This is a genomic window from Thalassospira lucentensis MCCC 1A00383 = DSM 14000 (genome assembly GCF_000421265.1).
Lineage (GTDB): Bacteria > Pseudomonadota > Alphaproteobacteria > Rhodospirillales > Thalassospiraceae > Thalassospira > Thalassospira lucentensis.
In genome coordinates, this window is record NZ_ATWN01000003.1 from 63,361 (window position 1) to 80,304 (window position 16,944).

Genomic DNA, 16,944 nt, shown 5'->3' on the forward strand with positions numbered 1-16,944 from the left:
CCTCAATCTTCACCGCGCGGATCACCACCCCAACTTTGGGTGAATGCATCAATTTCAGTGCGGAACGTATCGAAAGCCGGGTGTCCGGGTTGAAAGTAATTGGCCTTGGGGTTCATCAGCGTCACACAGCACGCGACCGCCCCGTCCAGATTGAAAACCGGCGCACTGATCGCCGATAAGCCGGGCACAATATCGCCTTCGATCACCGCCGCGCCGCGCGCCCGGGTATCGGTAATAAGGCGATCCACCGTCGCATCATCCCAATGCAGGATGTCTTGTTCGGCGTGAATGACATGTTCGATGGCACTTCTGGGCATGGCCGACAAAAAGGCCTGCCCGGTGGCCGAGCGCAAAATCGGCATGACCGTTCCCAACCCCATGGTTGATATGATCGGCGGACCACCATGTTCGGTGCGGATCAGAACCGGGCCGCGTTCACCCCAGATTGCCAGATGCCCGGATGAGCGTAATTCAATGGCCAATTTTCGCAATAAACGCCCGGCCCGCATGACAACGTCATTGCGCTCAATCGCCGAAATTCCCATACGAAGCGCCATCGGGCCCAGCCCATAAAGCCCGGTTTGGTCATCCTGCCAGGCAAGGCCGATCCGCACCAGACTTGCCAGATAACGATGCACCTTGGCCGGTGACATATCGACCGCGGCGGCCAGATCCTTGAGCGGGACCGGGAATTTGAAATCGCATAAAGCGGCAATGATGACGCCACTGACCTCAACCGACTGGATGCCTTTGCGCGTATCCGGCGCATCGGTTGCACTCATTGCGTCTGGTGCATCCAAGTCAACCTGATCGGTCAAAAGGTCTTTTGTCGGAAACTGGGTCAAAAAATTACCTTTATAAATTTCATATTGCGTAATTGATTATATATATCATAATTCCAAAGCAAAGAGGAAATCACATTCGGCGTCGGATCAAACCTGATGGACTGGATGCGCAATCCCCATCCACCGGCCAGACTCAATAAGACCGGAAATGCCGACGCCCAAACAAACAACAACCCCATGATCAAGAAAACAGGGAGAGGAACATGAAACCGATGAATTTACGCAAAACGGTGATGAGCATTCTGGCCGGGGCAACCATGCTTGCCGGGGCCGGCGTGGCACAGGCCGCCGACATCACCCTTAAGGTCAGCCACTATCTGCCGCCAAGCCATGGTTTTCAGGTCGATTTTCTTGAAAACTGGGGCAAGCAGCTTTCGGAAAAGACCAATGGCAAGGTTGAGGTGCAAATCTTTGACGCTACATCCGCCTTTGGCAAGATCGACCGGCAGGCCGATCAGGTGCGTGCGGGCGTGATGGATATGGCCGTGGGCCTCAATGGCATTCCGCGCGATCGCTATCCTGCTGCGTCGGTCATTGAAATGCCGTTCCTTGTGAAATATGCCGATTCCGGGTCGGAAACCCTGTGGCAACTTTATAAGGAAGGCCTTCTTGGCAGTGACTATCAGGACTTTAAGGTTCTGGGTCTTTTCACCCATGAAGGCGGGCTGATCCATACCCTTGATACCCCGGTAAGATCGCTTGACGACCTTAAGGGTCTTCGTCTTCGCACCCCAAGCCCGGCGGTTTCGGCCATGCTTGAATCGTTTGGCGCATCACCGGTTGGGCTGCCGCCATCAGCGATTTACGAAAACCTGCAGAAAGGCAATATCGAAGGTCTGGTAACGACCTGGGATTTGGTCAATGCGGTCAAGGCCAATGAACTTTTGAAATATCATACCGATGCGGCGGCCTATACCGCCGGGTTCTATTTTGTGATGAACCAGAAGAAATATGACAGCCTGCCCGAAGATGTCCGTGCGGCAATTGATGAAATTTCCGGCGATGCACTGGTGGGTAAATTCGGTGACTGGTGGACCAAATGGGAAGCGGTTGGCAAAGCGGCCGCCGAAGAACGCGGCAATGAAATCATCGTAATTGATGATGCGACGCGCGCGGAATGGCAGGCATCGGTCCAGCCAATGATCAAGGATTACCTTGAAAGCCTGAAAGAAAAAGGCGTTGCCGATCCCGAGGCGATTTACAAGCGTGCGCAGGAACTGGTCGCGGAATTTGACGCCAAATATCACGCTGGCGACAAATGACGCAACGCGCTTACAAATCTGGTGGATCGCGGCTTTATGCCGCGGTCGACCAACTTGACCGCGCGATGAACAGGCTGACCGACATTCTGGCATTTGTTGGCATGTCGGCCCTTATTGGCGCGATTGGCATTGTGGTTGTTGATATTGTCTGGCGGCGGATCGGCGGGCAATCGATGGTTGGCGCGGTTGATTTGACCCAGTTTTGCGTCATGGCCGCCGCCTCATGGGCAATCCCCTATGCCTTTAGTGCGCGTGCCCATGTCACGGTCGATCTGATCGGTAAAAACCGTCTTCGCATCCTTTTCAACACCATCGACAGGTTGATCCCGCTTTTGTGCGCCGGTGTTATGGCCTTTTTGCTCTATCTGTCCTGGGGGCGGGCGATGGAGCAATGGGATTACGGTGATGTGTCGCAAAACCTTGCGATCCCGATGATCCTGTTCTGGGGCTTTTTGCTCAGCGGCATGGCGATCTCGACACTGGTGTGTCTGGTGCATTTTCTTAAAACGCTTTTAACCAGCGAGACTATTTGATGGCCACCGAATGGGCAGGATTAATCGGGTTTGTTGTCGCCCTGACACTCGCACTTTTGCGCGTTCCCGTCGCGATTGCGATGGCGGTTGTCGGCATTGGCGGCTCCTTGCTTTTGACCGACTGGATGTCAGCAAGCTATGTGATGGCAAGCCTTCCCTTTGAAGCGATTTTCCCCTATGGGCTATCGGTTGTTCCGCTGTTTATTTTTATGGGTGTGTTTGCCTCCCATTCCGGCCTGTCGGGCAATCTGTTTCGCGGTATCACCGCGTTTTCCGGGCATCGTCCCGGCGGTTTGGCCGCATCAAGTGTCGGGGCCAGTGCAGTGTTTGGCGCGATTTGCGGATCGTCGCTTGCGACCTGTGCGACCATGGGCCGGGTGGCCTTGCCCGAAATGCAAAAACGCGGATACGCCAAAAGCCTTGCCGGGGCATCAATTGCGGCGGGTGGGACACTGGGCGTTTTGATTCCGCCGTCGATCCTTTTGGTGATTTATGCGCTGATGACTGAACAATCGATTGGTGCCCTGTTTGCGGGCGCGATGATACCTGGGATTTTGGCGACCATCCTTTATATCGCGTCCATCCGCCTTCAGGTAATGCGCAATCCATCCTTGGCCCCGGTCAGTGAGTATGTGCCGTGGTCGAAACGCTGGGGTGCTTTGCTTCAGATGTGGGATGCGATTGTGCTGATTGTCCTTGTCATTGGCGGGATTTATGCCGGGCTGTTTTCCCCGACCGAGGCGGCAGCTGTTGGTGCGGGTGGGGCACTTTTGTTTGCGGGCATTCGCAAAAAGTTTAACTGGGCGACATTGCGTGCGGGCATTCGCGAAACGGCGGGCATGACCGGCATGATCTTTTTGATCCTGATCGGGGCGGCGCTTTTCAATTTCTTTATTGAAACCAGCGGGCTGACCCAGACACTGGTCAACTGGATCACCACACAGGGGTATTCGCCGCTTGGTGTGCTGATAACGCTTCTGGCGTTTTACATCGTTCTGGGCTGTTTTATGGACAGCCTGTCGATGATCCTTCTGACCGTGGTTCCGGCGTTTAACGTCATTACCGGGGTTGGCTATGATCCGGTGTGGTTTGGCGTTTTGCTGGTGTCAGTGGTTGAAATCGGCCTGATCACCCCGCCGATTGGCATGAACCTGTTTATCATTCAAGGCGTGTCATCGGACATGACGATCACCACGCTGTCGCGCGGTATCCTGCCGTTTTTGGCGGCGGACATTGTCCGCGTGGTTCTGATGGTCGCCATTCCCGGTCTTATTCTTTGGCTGCCACATCTTTTGGGGTTTGGCAGCTATTAGTCACGCCACCTTTTTTGGTTGGACAGCCACCTCGCCCCCCAAACTCATTGATTTACTTGCACCACCATACGAAATTATGGTGGTGCAAGTGATTAGGGGAAAAAGATGATCCGTCCTGCCTGTCTTGGCGATGAAACAGCCATTCGCGAATGCACGATTTCAGCTTATCAGCGCTATGTCGCCGTGATCGGGCGCAAACCAGCCCCCATGACTGCCGACGTGACCTCGCAAATCATGGCCGGGCATGTTTACGTCGCAACCGATGACGAAGACCGGCCTGTCGGCGTTATCGTTTTTTACCCTGATGACGATAATGCCATGATACTGGAAAACATTGCGGTTGCGCCCGAATATGAGGGGAAAGGTATCGGTAAACGCCTTATCGCCACTTGCGAGAATGCTGCCAGAAAACAGGGTTTTCCTCATGTACGTCTTTAATACAAATGAAAAGATGTCCCAGAATTTGTCGATCTACCCGCATCTTGGTTATGTCGAAACAGGTCGACGCATCGAAGACGGGTTCAACCGCGTTTATTTTGAAAAGAAGCTACCCCATTCGGTTTGAGCTCAGAAATCTTAAAGGCAAAAGCCCAAGTCAATTTACATCAACCCGGGCTTTTATCGAACGCTTCTGACCAACAATTATTCCGCAGCATCAACCTTGAGAACACCGCGGCGAATTTGGTCTTCTTCGATGCTTTCAAACAGGGCACGGAAGTTGCCTTCGCCAAAGCCTTCGTCGCCTTTGCGCTGGATAAACTCGAAAAAGATCGGGCCGATTACGGTTTTTGAGAAGATTTGCAGCAGGATTTTAGTCATGCCGCCATCAATCACCCCTTCGCCGTCAATCAGGATGCCGTGCTGTTTCATCCGCTCAATCGGTTCATCATGACCGTGCACGCGCTCGTGGGATTTTTCGTAATAGGTTTCCGGCGGGCCGGGCATGAATTTAAGTTCATTGGCCGCAAGCTTATCGGTGGCATCGTAAATGCCGTCCGTGCCGACCGCGATGTGCTGAATGCCTTCGCCTTTGTATTTTTTCAGATACTCTTCGATCTGGCTTTTATCATCGGTCGATTCGTTCAGCGGGATGCGGATTTTGCCGCAAGGTGAGGTGATCGCACGGCTGACCAGCCCGGTGATTTTCCCGGCAATGTCAAAGAAATGGATCTGGGTAAAACCAAACAGATCGCGATAGAAATCCCACCATTTATCCATGTTGCCGCGATAGACGTTATGGGTCAGATGGTCGAGATAATAGAACCCGACACCTTCGGGTTTTGGATCGCGTTCGCCAAGCCAGTCAAATTCCGCGTCATAGGCTGATCCGGTTTCATCATATGTGTCGATGAAATAAATGATGGAGCCGCCAATCCCGACAATGGCTGGCACATCGAGTGTCTTGTCATTGCCGACATAAGGTTCCGCCCCCTTGGAGACCGCATGATCAAAGGCATGTTTGGCATCAACAACCCGCCACGCCATTGACGGCGCACACGGACCATGCTTTTGCACAAACGTCATCGCGTGACTGCCCGGTTCGGCATTGAGGATGTAGTTGATATCGCCCTGACGCCAGACGGTGATGTTTTTGGTTTTGTGCTTGGCAACCGGCACATAGCCCATGCGGGTAAACAGGGCTTCAAGTGTTGCGGCGTCTTCATGGGCAAATTCGACAAATTCAAACCCGTCCGTACCGGCGGGATTTTTGTCGGTGATGGTGGCGCGCGGCGCATCATGGGGGAACGGGCCCATATGAAGTCTCCTCTGACTGGAATTATTCAATTTCTGATTAATCCAATCGTGCGCCAAACCACGCGCAAAGTGCATGCATTTATGGTTGATTCTGACTACTTAATGCACACATCATGCATGGTTCATCAAAATAGCGCGGATATCATGCAACTTGATAAATTAGACCTTAAATTGCTGGCCGAACTGCAAAAGGACGGCCGCCTGACCAACAATGACCTGTCTGAGCGGATTGGGCTTTCGGCATCGCAATGTTCGCGCCGTCGTGCGCGGCTTGAAGATGACAAGGTCATTCGCGGATACCGTGCCGATATAGACCGTCAGAAAATGGGTTTGGGATTGCTGGTGGTGATATCCGTCACGCTTGCCACCCATAACCGCGACAATGCCAAACGGTTTGCCCGCCTTCTGGCCGGTTTGCCTGAGGTCCTTGAGGCCTTTTCCCTGACCGGGGAGATGGATTATCACCTTAAGGTCGCCACACGCGATCTTGCCGCGCTGTCGCATTTCGTCAATGAGGTGCTTTTGCCCCATGACTCGGTCCAGCATGTCAAAACATCAATTGTCCTAAACGTACTGAAGGATTTCGAGGGGTTGGCCGTTGGTGCGCAAACCTGAAATTTGACCCGCACGCCCAAACGAAAAAAGACCGCACCCGAAGGTACGGTCTTTTCTGTTTCGAAACTCCCCCTATCCCTGAGCTTCGAACTCCCCCCAAATCAAATCGTTAGATCGCGAGATACTGGTCACGCAGTTCTTCGTTATCGAGAACCTCTTGCGCGGTGCCATCAAAGACGATTTCGCCGCTGTCCATAATAATCGCGCGATCTGCAAGCTTGAGTGCCGCGATGGCATTTTGCTCAACAATAATCGTGGTGATGCCCAGTTTTTTGACGTTTTGCAGCGTCTTTTCAATTTCCTGAACAATCACCGGCGCCAAGCCTTCGTATGGCTCATCAAGCAATAGAAGCTTGATATCGCGGGCAAGTGCCCGGCCAATTGCCAACATCTGCTGCTCACCACCCGAAAGCGTGATGGCTTCCTGTTCCGCCCTTTCGCCAAGACGCGGGAACAGCTCATAAATACGTTCAATCGACCAGCCGATCGGCTCGGCAATCTGGGCCAGTTCCAGGTTCTGCTCAACCGTCATGCCCGGAATGATCCGACGATCTTCTGGCACAAGCTGAAGCCCAAGCTGGGCTGCTTGCCATGCCTTCATGGTGTGAAGCGGCTGATGGTCGAGCCAGATTTCACCATGCTTGAGTTCCGGGTTCGCCATGCGGGCCAAGGCCCGCAAGGTCGAGGTTTTACCCGCCCCGTTACGCCCCAAAAGGGCCAGGATCTCACCTTCGCGGATGTCGAAGGACACACCTTGCACGATATAGCTTTCGCCGTAATAGGCATGCAGGTTATGGACCGAGAAAAACGCCGGGTCACCGCCCTGATTGCGAACAGGTTCCGTTTTTGGCACTGCGTTCATACCGCTTCCCCTCCGAGGTAGGCTTCTTTTACTCTGGGATCATTGCGCACTTCTTCAGGGGTGCCTTCGGCAATAATTGCGCCCTGTGCCAGAACACTGATGCGGTCGGCCAAACTGAACACAACATGCATGTCATGTTCAATAATCACCTTGGTCATGCCGCGTTCCTTGATCCTTTGCAGCAGTTCAATCGTGCGGTTGGTGTCATGACGCGACATACCCGCAGTCGGCTCATCAAGCAGGAACAGCTTGGGACGCTGGCCCAAACACATTGCCAGTTCAAGCCGGCGTTTATCGCCGCGCGACATCGAACTTGCAATCTGATCCTGATGATCAATCAACCCGACATCCTCAAGAAGATGTTCGGCTTGCTCGCGGATTTCATTTTCCGCAAACAGGCTTTTGAGGAACCCCATTTTGAATTCGCCATCGCGCTTGGCAAAGGCCGGGATCATCACGTTTTGCAACAATGACAAATCCGGGAAGATTTCCGGTGTCTGGAAGACACGCGCAACCCCAAGCTGGTTAATCTCGTGGGGTTGTTTGCCCGTCAAAACCTCATCACCAAGCAAAACCCGGCCCCGATTGGGGGCAAGACGCCCGACGATCACGTTCAGAAGCGTCGATTTACCCGCACCGTTCGGACCAATGATGGCATGAACTGTGCCTTCCTTGACCCGAAGATTGATGTCAGACAACGCACGCAAACCGCCGAAATTCTTGTCCACATCGGTTACATCAAGAATGTATTCAGACATCGGTCAGGCCTCCTTCGTCGAAGGTTGTTCTTTTTCTTTGTCCTCTGCGGAGGATGACGAACGGTTGCTCACAAGACGCCAAAGGCGATTGATCCCTTCCATAATGCCACCGGGCAGGAAGATCACGATCAGCATGAACACCAGACCAAGTGTGAGGTGCCAGCCATCGCCCACAAACAACCCGAGAACTGATGCGACCCCATTTGCCAACCAGTCCGGAAGGAAGGAAAACGCATTCACAAGAACCGTGTCGTTAAAGGCCGACAGGATGTTTTCGAAATACTTGATGACGCCCGCCCCAAGCAGCGGACCGATCAGCGTGCCAACACCACCAAGAATGGTGATCAGGACAATCTCGCCCGATGCGGTCCATTGCATGCGTTCAGCACCTGCCAACGGATCGGTGACCGCCAGAAGCGATCCAGCAAGCCCGGCATACATGCCCGAGATGACAAAGGCCGTCATCAAATAGGGACGGGTATTATACCCGGTGTATCCCATACGGCTCTGGTTTGATTTGATCGCACGTAGTTTCAGGCCAAATGGGGACCGGAAGATGCGCAGATAGATGAAGAACGAAATCAACATCAAGGCCGCACAAATATAGAACCCGGAATAGCCGATGCCTTCAATCCCAAACAGGTTCGGGGTCGGAAGCGACGCATCCGCCTGAATACCAGCCGCACGATCCAGAATACGCGCATCCCCCTGGGTCAACTGCAGACCGGTTTCACCATTGGTGATCGGGGTCAAAACAGAATAGGCCAGGTTATAGGACATCTGCGCAAATGCGAGTGTCAGGATTGAGAAGTAAATCCCCGAGCGGCGCAACGAGACAAACCCGATGGCCAGCGCAAACAACCCCGACAGCACAGTTCCGAAAATCAACGCCGGAATAACGTTCATCGACAGCAGTTTAAACGACCAGACAGCGGTGTAAGAGCCCACCCCGAGAAAGGCCGCATGGCCAAAGGAAAGATACCCCGTAAGACCAAACAGAATGTTGTAGCCAATGGCAAAGATGCCAAAGATCATGAATTTCTGCATCAGGTCAGGATAGGCCGCCCCAAAGGGCTGCAGCCAGATCGGCATGGTCAGGACCACTGCCGACAGAATGACCATGTAAAGGATATCCTGCTTTGGCGAGACGATTTTTGTGTTTGTCATTTTAGCTCTCCATCACACCGCGACGACCCATCAGACCACGCGGGCGGGTCAGCAGAATAACGACGGCAACAAGGTAAATGATGACTTGGTCAATGCCCGGGAAGATATCTTTCACCTCGGTCATGGATGAGAAGGACTGCAAGATACCCAGCAGGAACCCTGCGAGCACCGCACCGGGCAAAGAGCCCATACCCCCGACAACCACCACGACAAATGACAGCACAAGGAAATCCATCCCCAAATGGTAATCCGGGGGCAGAACTGGCGTGTACATCACGCCTGCAAGGCCTGCGACCACCGCAGCCATGCCAAACACAATCGTAAAGCGCCGTTCGATGTTAATCCCAAGAAGCTCGACCGTTTCGCGGTCCGCCATCCCGGCGCGCACAACCATCCCATAGGTGGTGAAATGCAGGAACGAGAAAACAAGCCCGATGGTCACAAGCGAGAACGCCAGATAAATCAGACGCCACCAAGGGTAAACAACAGCTTCGCCAAGGCCGAACACGGCCCCGATTGCAGCAGAACCGGCAACAATATCCGGTGCCCCCTGCGGGATCGGGTTGGCGCCAAAGAACGCCTTGATCAGTTCCTGCATCACAATGGCCAGGCCAAAGGTCACAAGGATCTGGTCGGCATGCGGACGTTTATAGAAGTACCGGATCAAACTGCGTTCCATCACGATGCCGATCAACAACATCACGGGTATCGCAAGAATGATCGATAACGGTACCGACCAGTCAATGATTGCCGTCCCGGTATCGCCAAACCAGACTTCAAGGTAAGGCGTTTCCTTGTAGGCATCAAAGAAGGTCACGGATTCATCTTTGACCCGCAAAGACAGGGTCAGGATTTTTTCCAGTGTCACCGCACAAAAGGCGCCCATCATAAAGATGGCGCCATGGGCAAAGTTCACCACGCCGAGCGTGCCGAACACCAAAGTCAAGCCAAGTGCGATCAGTGCATAAGCACCGCCCTTGTCCAAACCATTGAGAATTTGAAGAAATATAGCGTCCATCAGTTATCCGCCGCGTATTCGTAAAGGACTTAATGAAAAGACCAAAGAGACCTGCGTGCTGGCAAATGGGCCGACCATTCGGAAATGGTCGGCCCTGCTTGCATTATTTGGACTGTATCAAACCTGATACGGACCCAGTTCCCCACCGAACATGTCGGCCGGATACTCAACCTGTGCACGCGGCACTTCTTTGACGACTTCAAGAAGGTCAAAGTTAGACTGTGGTTCTTGTTTACCACGTACAACCAGAACGTCTTTGAAGCACTGATGGTCTTCTGCACGGTACAGGGTCTTGCCGTTACCAGCGCCATCGAACTCGAAACCTTCGAGCTGTTTGATGACTTCCCAAGGTGCAAACGTACCAGCCATTTCACACGCGTTTGCATAAAGCAGCGTCTGAACATAGCAAGTGTGCGCTGCCTGGGACGGCGGGAAGCCGTATTCCTGACCAAACGATTTCACAAAGGCCTGTGAACCTTCATCCTGCAGCGACCAATGCCAGTTGGTGGTACCCAGAATGCCTTTTGCAGCATCGCCAGCACCCTGTGCCATCAAGCGGGAATACAGCGGAACAACGACTTCGAAGTTCTTGCCATTTACCTGTTTGTCACGCAGACCGAACTGAACAGCCTGTGTCAGCGAGTTGACCATATCCTTACCATAGTGGTTCAGGATCAGGACATCGGCGCCAGAGTTCAGAACCGGCGTGATATACTGCGAGAAGTCACCTGCACCAACCGGGGTACGGACAGTGTTCACAGTTTCCCAACCGATATTCTCGGTTGCGGCTTTGATCGATTCTTCCTGAGTCCAACCCCAAGTGTAATCGGCCGTCAGGTGATAGGCGCGACGTTCTGCACCATATTCATCCAAAAGAACCGGCGCAATTGCCTGACCAGACATATAAGCGTTGAAGAAATGGCGGAAGCCATAACGCTTTTTGTCTTTACCCGTTGTATCGTTCGAGTGGGTCAAACCCGCCATAAAGATCACGCCCATTTCTTGGCAGAGACCCTGAACCGCGACAGCAACGCCCGAAGACGAACCACCGGTAATCATGGCAACGTTGTCTTTTTCGATCATACGTTTTGCCGATGCACGTGCCGCGTCGGATTTGGTCTGGGTATCACCGGTAACGAACTCGACTTTCTTGCCGAGGATACCGTTGCCCTTAAGCTCAAGCGGCTTGATGGTATTAAGCATCCCGCCGTCGCCTTCACCATTGAGGTGTTTGACCGCAAGCTGATAGGCACGCAATTCGTCAGCACCCTCATCGGCATACGGACCGGACTGCGGTACGTTAAAGCCGAGTTTGATGCTGCTGGCATTGCCCGGATCGCCCCGGAAAGTCTGGGCGTGGGCGTTCTTGATGAAATGCATCGGGAAAGTGCCGCCGATAAGGGCCGCACCTGTGGTTGCCGCGGATCCTTTAAGGACCGTACGACGTGATACATTCAGGATATTCTTGGTCTCCGACATGGTTTTCCTCCCCAATGTCTTGGGATTTGTTTCAGAAAAATCTGAGGCCTATTTTCTGGTTTGTTTTTTTCACGACCTGCTAAAACAATGGGGGTGTGTTGAAAATGAATCAACACCTAGTTGATATAGAAGAGTTTTTTTGTAAATATATAGATGGACATTGTGAAAATTTGTAAATTTTGTCAAAAATGAGACTTTAGTATGACCCGTCAGGCCCCCATCGGACATCGTATTCGCGGTCGCCGTAAAGACATCGGCATGACCCAGAATGCGTTGGCCAAGACCGCCGGGATTTCGCCGTCGTATCTGAACCTTATCGAACATAACCGACGTTCGATTGGGGGTGGGCTGCTGATGCGCATTGCCGAGGCGCTGGACATTCAACCCCATACATTGTCAGGTTCGGAAGAAAGCCGTCTCTTATCGGACCTCAGCGAAGCCGCATCTGATCCGGTGTTTCGCACAACCCCGATTGAACGCAGCGAGTTTCCGTCCATGATCGCCGCTGCACCGGGCATGATTGCGGCCTTTCTGTCGCTGTATCGTGCCTATCGCAGCGGGCTGGACAATGTTGATGCCCTGTCCGAGCGCCTTAGCCACGATCCATTTTTGACCGAAGCCAGCCATTCAATCCTGACGCGGATCACCTCCATCCGCTCTGTTGCCGAGATTTTCAACGATTATGACGACCTGCCCAATGAACAGCGCGCGCGCTTTAACGCCACACTGGTGCGTGAATCACAGAGACTGGCCGAATCTGCGACCGAGATTTTTAACTTTCTTGAACGCGGTGATGCCGGACGCCCGGCAACAAGTCCGGCCGAAGAAGTTGATGATTTGCTTAATGACAATGCCAACTACTTCCCGTCGCTTGAGGATCAGGCCGCGAATATGCGCCCGGCGATTGACCCGGACGGTGGATTATTCCTGACCGACCTGATCAACTACCTTGAAAGCCATCACAAGATCAGGGTTGAACGTTTACCTTCTGAAGAATTCCCCACCGGCGGTTTTGAGTGGGACCAGAAAACCAAAACAGTGCGGTTTTCGCGCGCATTACCAATCACGTCCGCACGATTTCAGGCAGCGCGCACCATCTGTAGCATCGAGGCGATTGATGCCATCAACGGCGTTCTTGATAAGGCGTCGATTAGCAGCGATGCCGGACGACACCGCGCGACTGAGGCCTTGGTGTCCTATTGTGCGGCGGCCCTCTTGTTTCCTTATGAACAGTTTCTTTCCGATGCGCGCACGTTCCGCCACGACATTGAATTGCTGCAGCAACGCTATGCGGCAAGCTGGGAACAAATCTGTCACCGCCTGACAACCTTACGGCGCACCGGGTCGGAAGGCATTCCCTTCCACCTTTTGCGAACCGATATTGCCGGTAATATTTCCAAACGGTTTTCAGCATCGGGCTTGCAACTGCCGCGCTATGGCGGGGCCTGCCCGCGCTGGGCCGTGCATGAAGCATATCTTGCCCCCGAACGGGTCATTCCGCAATTTGTCCGCCTACCTGACACAAGTGAATATTTGTTTGTCGCGCGTGCACTTCGCACAGGCGCGGGCGGATACGGGGTTCCGCAATCGGTTTATTCGGTGATGATTGGCTGTGATACGGCCTTTGCCCATGATGTGGTCTATGCCGATGGGTTACCGCTTGAGCGGCCAGATTCAGCCATTCCCGTCGGGATATCGTGCCGACAGTGCCCGCGCGAAGATTGTCGACAGCGGGCGTACGAAATGTCGGATACGGCACTTGTATCGCCCGGCGCATAACCACACGTATTTTGCAGGATCCTTGCAATTTTAACGCACATTGGCACCCTGACTGATCGCATGAACCATACCACCCCAAAGTAGCATTATAATTCGATCAATTAACGGTTAGGATTGGCCGCATAAAATCCGAAAAATCGGGGAGAACGTCCTTTGAACAAGAGACCCAAGGTCCTGATCGCCGAAGATGAGGAAACCATTGTTGAGTCGCTTAGCTTTTTGATGGAAAAAGAAGGCTATGATGTCAGTGTGGCCACAGATGGCCAAACCGCGATTAAAATGATCGCCCGCGACATTCCCGACATGGTGCTCCTTGATGTCATGATGCCCGGCTGTGACGGGTTTGAAGTCGTACGCGCCGTGCGCGCCGATCCGAAAACCAAACCGATCCCGATCATGATGCTGACGGCCAAAACACGCGAAGTCGACCGGCGCAAGGGATTGGAACTTGGCGTTGATGACTTTGTCACCAAACCCTTTTCGACCCGCGATGTCGTATCACGGGTAAAGGCCCTGCTTGAACGAACGGAATGCTAACGCAGCCTTCACCCAATTGGCAGGAGCCCCATCATGACACCACCACGCAGATTGACGGAACGGGCATTTGTTTTGGTACTTGCCGCGTTTTTTGCATGGATACCGCCGTTGGTTGGGGTCTTTTCGCTTGATGGGCAAATCTTTGGCCTGCCGATCCTGTTTGTGTATTTCTTTGCTGGATGGGCCGTCCTGATTGCACTTTGCGCCATTCTCACCCGCTCGTTGCGTAAAGTCGCCCAGTCAGAGAGGCCATAGACTATATGCTGTCCTCTGAACTGGTCATCTTGGTATCGATTGGGTATGTCGGCTTATTGTACGCCATTGCATGGTGGGGCGACAAACGTGCGCGCGACGGGCGATCATGGGTCCGCAATCCAACCGTCTATACGCTTTCGATTGCAGTATATTGCACATCATGGACCTTTTACGGGGCGGTCGGCACGGCCGCGCGTAACGGGCTTGAATATCTGACCATTTACCTTGGCCCGACCGTAATCTTCCTTGGCTGGTGGTTTTTACTGCGCAAGATGCTGCGCATTTCCAAGGCGCACCGCATTACCTCAATTGCCGATTTCATCTCGTCACGGTACGGCAAAAGCACGCAGCTTTCTGTATTGGTCACCTTGATCGCGGTGATTGGCACAACGCCCTATATTGCCCTTCAGCTCAAAGCGATTGCCACCAGCTATACGGTTCTGACCGTCTGGGATTATGGCATGACCCAACCAGTTGCCGAAACCATAAGCGTGTTTTCAGACAGTGGCTTCTGGGCCGCCGTTGGGCTGGCCCTGTTTGGTATTCTGTTTGGCACGCGGTTCATTGATGCCGATGAACATCACGAAGGCATGGTTGCCGCTATTGCCTTTGAAAGTCTGGTTAAGATGTTTGCCCTTCTGGCGGTTGGCATCTTTGTCTGCTTTGTGATGTATGACGGGATTGATCACCTGTTTTCACAGGCACTCAACACGCCTGACACCGCCAAGCTTTTGCAACTGCCTGAAGATGGTAGTGCGCGCTGGATGACATTGATGATGCTGTCGATGGCGGCCATCCTGTGCTTGCCGCGCCAGTTTCAGGTCATCATTGTTGAAAATGTCGATGAACGCCATTTGCCGACTGCAAGCTGGGCCTTCCCGCTTTATTTGCTGGGCATGAACCTGTTTGTCCTGCCGATTGCCTTGGCGGGGCTTGGCGCCCTTCCGGCATGGTCCGACCCGGACTTTTTTGTCATCTCCGTGCCGCTGTTTGAAGGCCAGTCACTTCTGGCCCTTTTGGCCTACGTCGGCGGGCTTTCGGCCAGTACCAGCATGGTAATTGTCGCCACCATCGCGCTTTCGACCATGGTGTGTAACGATTTGATCGTGCCGGCCTTGCTGCGCATTCGTCCGTTTCGCATGACCGAACGCGATGATTTAACCGGACTTTTGATTTTCATCCGGCGCGCATCCATCGTCGTCGTCGTGTTTTTGGGCTTTGCCTATTACCGATCCGCCGGGGCCAGTGACGCCCTGGCTGAAATCGGGCTGATTTCCTTTGCGGCCACGGCCCAGTTCATACCGATCATGATTGGTGGGCTGTATTGGAAAGGTGGCACAAAAACCGGCGCACAGGTCGGGCTTGTGGTTGGTTTTCTGATTTGGACCTATACGCTTTTGCTGCCGTCGCTTGCCGATAGCGGCTGGATGAACCCGGCCCTGATCCTGAACGGTGCGTTTGGCCATCCGTGGTTGCGCCCCGAAAGCCTGTTTGGTCTTTCCGATTTCGAACCGCTGACCCATGCGCTGATCTGGTCAATGTCGCTTAATACCGCATTTTACGTTCTGATCAGCCTGTTCACATCGCCAAGTGCACTGGAACGCATTCAGGCAACCCTGTTTGTCGATGCCTTTTCACGCAAAGGACAGGATACCGTTATCTGGCGGTCATCGGCATCGGTCGATGATCTTTATGAGCTTGTCGAACGGTTTCTGGGCCGCGAACGCGCGTTTCATTCGTTCCGTGATTTTGGCTGGGAAAAAGATACCCCATGGCGCGGCAAGGGGGAAGCAAACGCCGATATGATTGCCTTTACCGAACGGCTTTTGGCCGGGTCAATCGGGGCCGCGTCGGCGCGTGTGATGGTTTCATCGGTCGCCAAGGGTGAAATGGTCAGCCTTGAGGAAGTGCTGGAAATTCTCGAAGAAACCTCGCACGTCATCGAATATTCCCAGCGCCTTGAACAAAAATCGGCAGAGCTTGAAAAGGCTGCTGCCGAGCTGCGCGCGGCCAATGATCGGCTCAAAGAACTCGACCGGCTTAAGGATGAATTCCTGACCATGGTCAGTCATGAGTTCCGAACACCTTTGACCTCTATCCGGTCATTTTCCGAAATTCTGGTCGACACCCCGACCCTTGACCACGAACGGGCCGAACATTTCCTCAGCATCATTGTGCGTGAAAGCGAACGCCTGACCCGCCTGATTGATGATCACCTTGATCTGGCCCGACTTGAAGCCGGTCATTCCGATTGGCGGGCGATTGATGTTGATCCGCGCACAGTGCTTGATGAAAGTGTCGATGCGGTCAAAGGGTTGCTGGATCGCAAGGGAGTTGCACTTACCACCGATCTCGCCGCACAGACCGTGATGCTGCATGTTGATCGGGACCGCCTGACACAGGTGTTCATCAACCTGTTGTCGAATGCGGCAAAGTTTTCGGATCCGGAATATCCCAGCGTTTCTGTCCGAGGCGAGGCCATGGACGGTGGGTATCTGGTATCGATCACCGATAATGGCCGCGGCATTGCCCCCAACGAGCTTGAGATCATTTTTGATAAATTCTCACGCGGGGGGAAATATGCCGATGATAAGCCCAAACCATCGGGATCGGGATTGGGCCTGGCGATTGCCAAACATGTTGTTGAACATTGTCAGGGCAAAATATGGGCCGAAAGCCCACCGGGTAAAGGCGCGACATTCCGTGTCTTTATCCCCGGTCATGTGTTTGCCCCAAGCACGGCGAGTTAGCGGCTAAGGAGCACAC

The 16,944-nt window shown here is 53.4% G+C and carries 16 protein-coding genes; 9 read left to right on the forward strand and 7 right to left on the reverse strand.

Features of this window, described 5'->3' with window-relative positions:
- Positions 1-2: 2 nt before the first annotated feature.
- Entirely contained in the window at positions 3-845 is an 843-nt protein-coding gene (locus K355_RS0107135) for an IclR family transcriptional regulator (protein ID WP_022731433.1), read from the reverse strand.
- A gap of 203 nt (positions 846-1,048) precedes the next feature.
- Here K355_RS0107135 and K355_RS0107140 point away from each other — a divergent pair, with 203 nt between their 5' ends.
- The 4 genes from K355_RS0107140 (at position 1,049) to K355_RS24840 (ending at position 4,391) form a co-directional block, all read left to right on the forward strand.
- Positions 1,049-2,107 carry a TRAP transporter substrate-binding protein gene (locus K355_RS0107140; RefSeq protein ID WP_022731434.1) on the forward strand — a complete coding sequence of 353 codons (1,059 nt, stop codon included), beginning with the start codon at positions 1,049-1,051 and terminating at the stop codon, positions 2,105-2,107.
- Positions 2,104-2,640, forward strand: a complete 537-nt coding sequence (locus K355_RS0107145; RefSeq protein WP_022731435.1) for a TRAP transporter small permease — start codon at positions 2,104-2,106, stop codon at positions 2,638-2,640. Before K355_RS0107140 ends, K355_RS0107145 begins: the two co-directional genes overlap by 4 nt.
- Positions 2,640-3,953, forward strand: coding sequence for a TRAP transporter large permease (locus K355_RS0107150; RefSeq protein ID WP_022731436.1), 1,314 nt, complete (start codon positions 2,640-2,642; stop codon positions 3,951-3,953). Before K355_RS0107145 ends, K355_RS0107150 begins: the two co-directional genes overlap by 1 nt.
- Before the next feature lie 105 nt (positions 3,954-4,058).
- Positions 4,059-4,391 carry a GNAT family N-acetyltransferase gene (locus K355_RS24840; RefSeq protein WP_211219025.1) on the forward strand — a complete coding sequence of 111 codons (333 nt, stop codon included), beginning with the start codon at positions 4,059-4,061 and terminating at the stop codon, positions 4,389-4,391.
- Between the two features lie 204 nt (positions 4,392-4,595).
- Here K355_RS24840 and hppD read toward each other — a convergent pair whose 3' ends face one another.
- Entirely contained in the window at positions 4,596-5,708 is a 1,113-nt protein-coding gene (hppD, locus tag K355_RS0107160; protein WP_022731437.1) for a 4-hydroxyphenylpyruvate dioxygenase, read from the reverse strand.
- Positions 5,709-5,852: 144 nt separating this feature from the next.
- On the opposite strand from hppD, the gene K355_RS0107165 reads away from it, so the two are divergent.
- Positions 5,853-6,323 (forward strand): Lrp/AsnC family transcriptional regulator, encoded by a 471-nt coding sequence (locus K355_RS0107165; RefSeq protein ID WP_033368699.1) that lies wholly within the window; start codon positions 5,853-5,855, stop codon positions 6,321-6,323.
- Positions 6,324-6,432: 109 nt separating this feature from the next.
- Here the strand turns inward: K355_RS0107165 and K355_RS0107170 are convergent, their stop codons facing one another.
- The 5 genes from K355_RS0107170 to K355_RS0107190 all read right to left on the reverse strand — a co-directional run bounded on the left by K355_RS0107170 (position 6,433) and on the right by K355_RS0107190 (position 11,607).
- The gene (locus K355_RS0107170; RefSeq protein ID WP_022731439.1) at positions 6,433-7,185 is read right to left on the reverse strand and encodes an ABC transporter ATP-binding protein; all 753 of its coding nucleotides are present in this window, start codon (positions 7,183-7,185) and stop codon (positions 6,433-6,435) included.
- On the reverse strand, positions 7,182-7,943 hold the full coding sequence (locus K355_RS0107175) for an ABC transporter ATP-binding protein (protein WP_022731440.1): 762 nt from the start codon (positions 7,941-7,943) through the stop codon (positions 7,182-7,184). The genes K355_RS0107170 and K355_RS0107175 overlap by 4 nt, the downstream gene beginning before the upstream one ends.
- 3 nt (positions 7,944-7,946) lie before the next feature.
- A complete protein-coding gene (locus tag K355_RS0107180) occupies positions 7,947-9,110 on the reverse strand; it encodes a branched-chain amino acid ABC transporter permease (protein WP_022731441.1) in 1,164 nt (387 codons plus the stop codon).
- 1 nt (position 9,111) lies between these two features.
- On the reverse strand, positions 9,112-10,128 hold the full coding sequence (locus K355_RS0107185) for a branched-chain amino acid ABC transporter permease (protein ID WP_022731442.1): 1,017 nt from the start codon (positions 10,126-10,128) through the stop codon (positions 9,112-9,114).
- A gap of 117 nt (positions 10,129-10,245) precedes the next feature.
- A complete protein-coding gene (locus K355_RS0107190) occupies positions 10,246-11,607 on the reverse strand; it encodes an ABC transporter substrate-binding protein (protein ID WP_022731443.1) in 1,362 nt (453 codons plus the stop codon).
- A 201-nt stretch (positions 11,608-11,808) separates the two neighbouring features.
- Between K355_RS0107190 and K355_RS0107195 the strand changes: the two genes are divergently transcribed.
- The 4 genes from K355_RS0107195 (at position 11,809) to K355_RS0107210 (ending at position 16,928) form a co-directional block, all read left to right on the forward strand.
- Positions 11,809-13,386, forward strand: coding sequence for a helix-turn-helix domain-containing protein (locus tag K355_RS0107195; protein ID WP_022731444.1), 1,578 nt, complete (start codon positions 11,809-11,811; stop codon positions 13,384-13,386).
- Between the two features lie 153 nt (positions 13,387-13,539).
- A complete protein-coding gene (locus tag K355_RS0107200; RefSeq protein ID WP_022731445.1) occupies positions 13,540-13,923 on the forward strand; it encodes a response regulator transcription factor in 384 nt (127 codons plus the stop codon).
- Between the two features lie 33 nt (positions 13,924-13,956).
- Positions 13,957-14,178 (forward strand): hypothetical protein, encoded by a 222-nt coding sequence (locus K355_RS23370; protein ID WP_022731446.1) that lies wholly within the window; start codon positions 13,957-13,959, stop codon positions 14,176-14,178.
- 5 nt (positions 14,179-14,183) lie between these two features.
- The gene (locus K355_RS0107210; protein ID WP_022731447.1) at positions 14,184-16,928 is read left to right on the forward strand and encodes a sensor histidine kinase; all 2,745 of its coding nucleotides are present in this window, start codon (positions 14,184-14,186) and stop codon (positions 16,926-16,928) included.
- Positions 16,929-16,944: the final 16 nt, after the last annotated feature.

What these genes read in the sequence shown, in the direction of transcription:
- K355_RS0107140 (WP_022731434.1), top strand. Translation starts at nt 1,049, where the DNA reads ATGAAACCGATGAATTTACGCAAAACGGTGATGAGCATTCTGGCCGGG.
- K355_RS0107145 (WP_022731435.1), top strand. Translation starts at nt 2,104, where the DNA reads ATGACGCAACGCGCTTACAAATCTGGTGGATCGCGGCTTTATGCCGCG.
- K355_RS0107150 (WP_022731436.1), top strand. Translation starts at nt 2,640, where the DNA reads ATGGCCACCGAATGGGCAGGATTAATCGGGTTTGTTGTCGCCCTGACA.
- K355_RS24840 (WP_211219025.1), top strand. Translation starts at nt 4,059, where the DNA reads ATGATCCGTCCTGCCTGTCTTGGCGATGAAACAGCCATTCGCGAATGC.
- hppD (WP_022731437.1), bottom strand. Translation starts at nt 5,708, where the DNA reads ATGGGCCCGTTCCCCCATGATGCGCCGCGCGCCACCATCACCGACAAA.
- K355_RS0107165 (WP_033368699.1), top strand. Translation starts at nt 5,853, where the DNA reads ATGCAACTTGATAAATTAGACCTTAAATTGCTGGCCGAACTGCAAAAG.
- K355_RS0107170 (WP_022731439.1), bottom strand. Translation starts at nt 7,185, where the DNA reads ATGAACGCAGTGCCAAAAACGGAACCTGTTCGCAATCAGGGCGGTGAC.
- K355_RS0107175 (WP_022731440.1), bottom strand. Translation starts at nt 7,943, where the DNA reads ATGTCTGAATACATTCTTGATGTAACCGATGTGGACAAGAATTTCGGC.
- K355_RS0107180 (WP_022731441.1), bottom strand. Translation starts at nt 9,110, where the DNA reads ATGACAAACACAAAAATCGTCTCGCCAAAGCAGGATATCCTTTACATG.
- K355_RS0107185 (WP_022731442.1), bottom strand. Translation starts at nt 10,128, where the DNA reads ATGGACGCTATATTTCTTCAAATTCTCAATGGTTTGGACAAGGGCGGT.
- K355_RS0107190 (WP_022731443.1), bottom strand. Translation starts at nt 11,607, where the DNA reads ATGTCGGAGACCAAGAATATCCTGAATGTATCACGTCGTACGGTCCTT.
- K355_RS0107195 (WP_022731444.1), top strand. Translation starts at nt 11,809, where the DNA reads ATGACCCGTCAGGCCCCCATCGGACATCGTATTCGCGGTCGCCGTAAA.
- K355_RS23370 (WP_022731446.1), top strand. Translation starts at nt 13,957, where the DNA reads ATGACACCACCACGCAGATTGACGGAACGGGCATTTGTTTTGGTACTT.
- K355_RS0107210 (WP_022731447.1), top strand. Translation starts at nt 14,184, where the DNA reads ATGCTGTCCTCTGAACTGGTCATCTTGGTATCGATTGGGTATGTCGGC.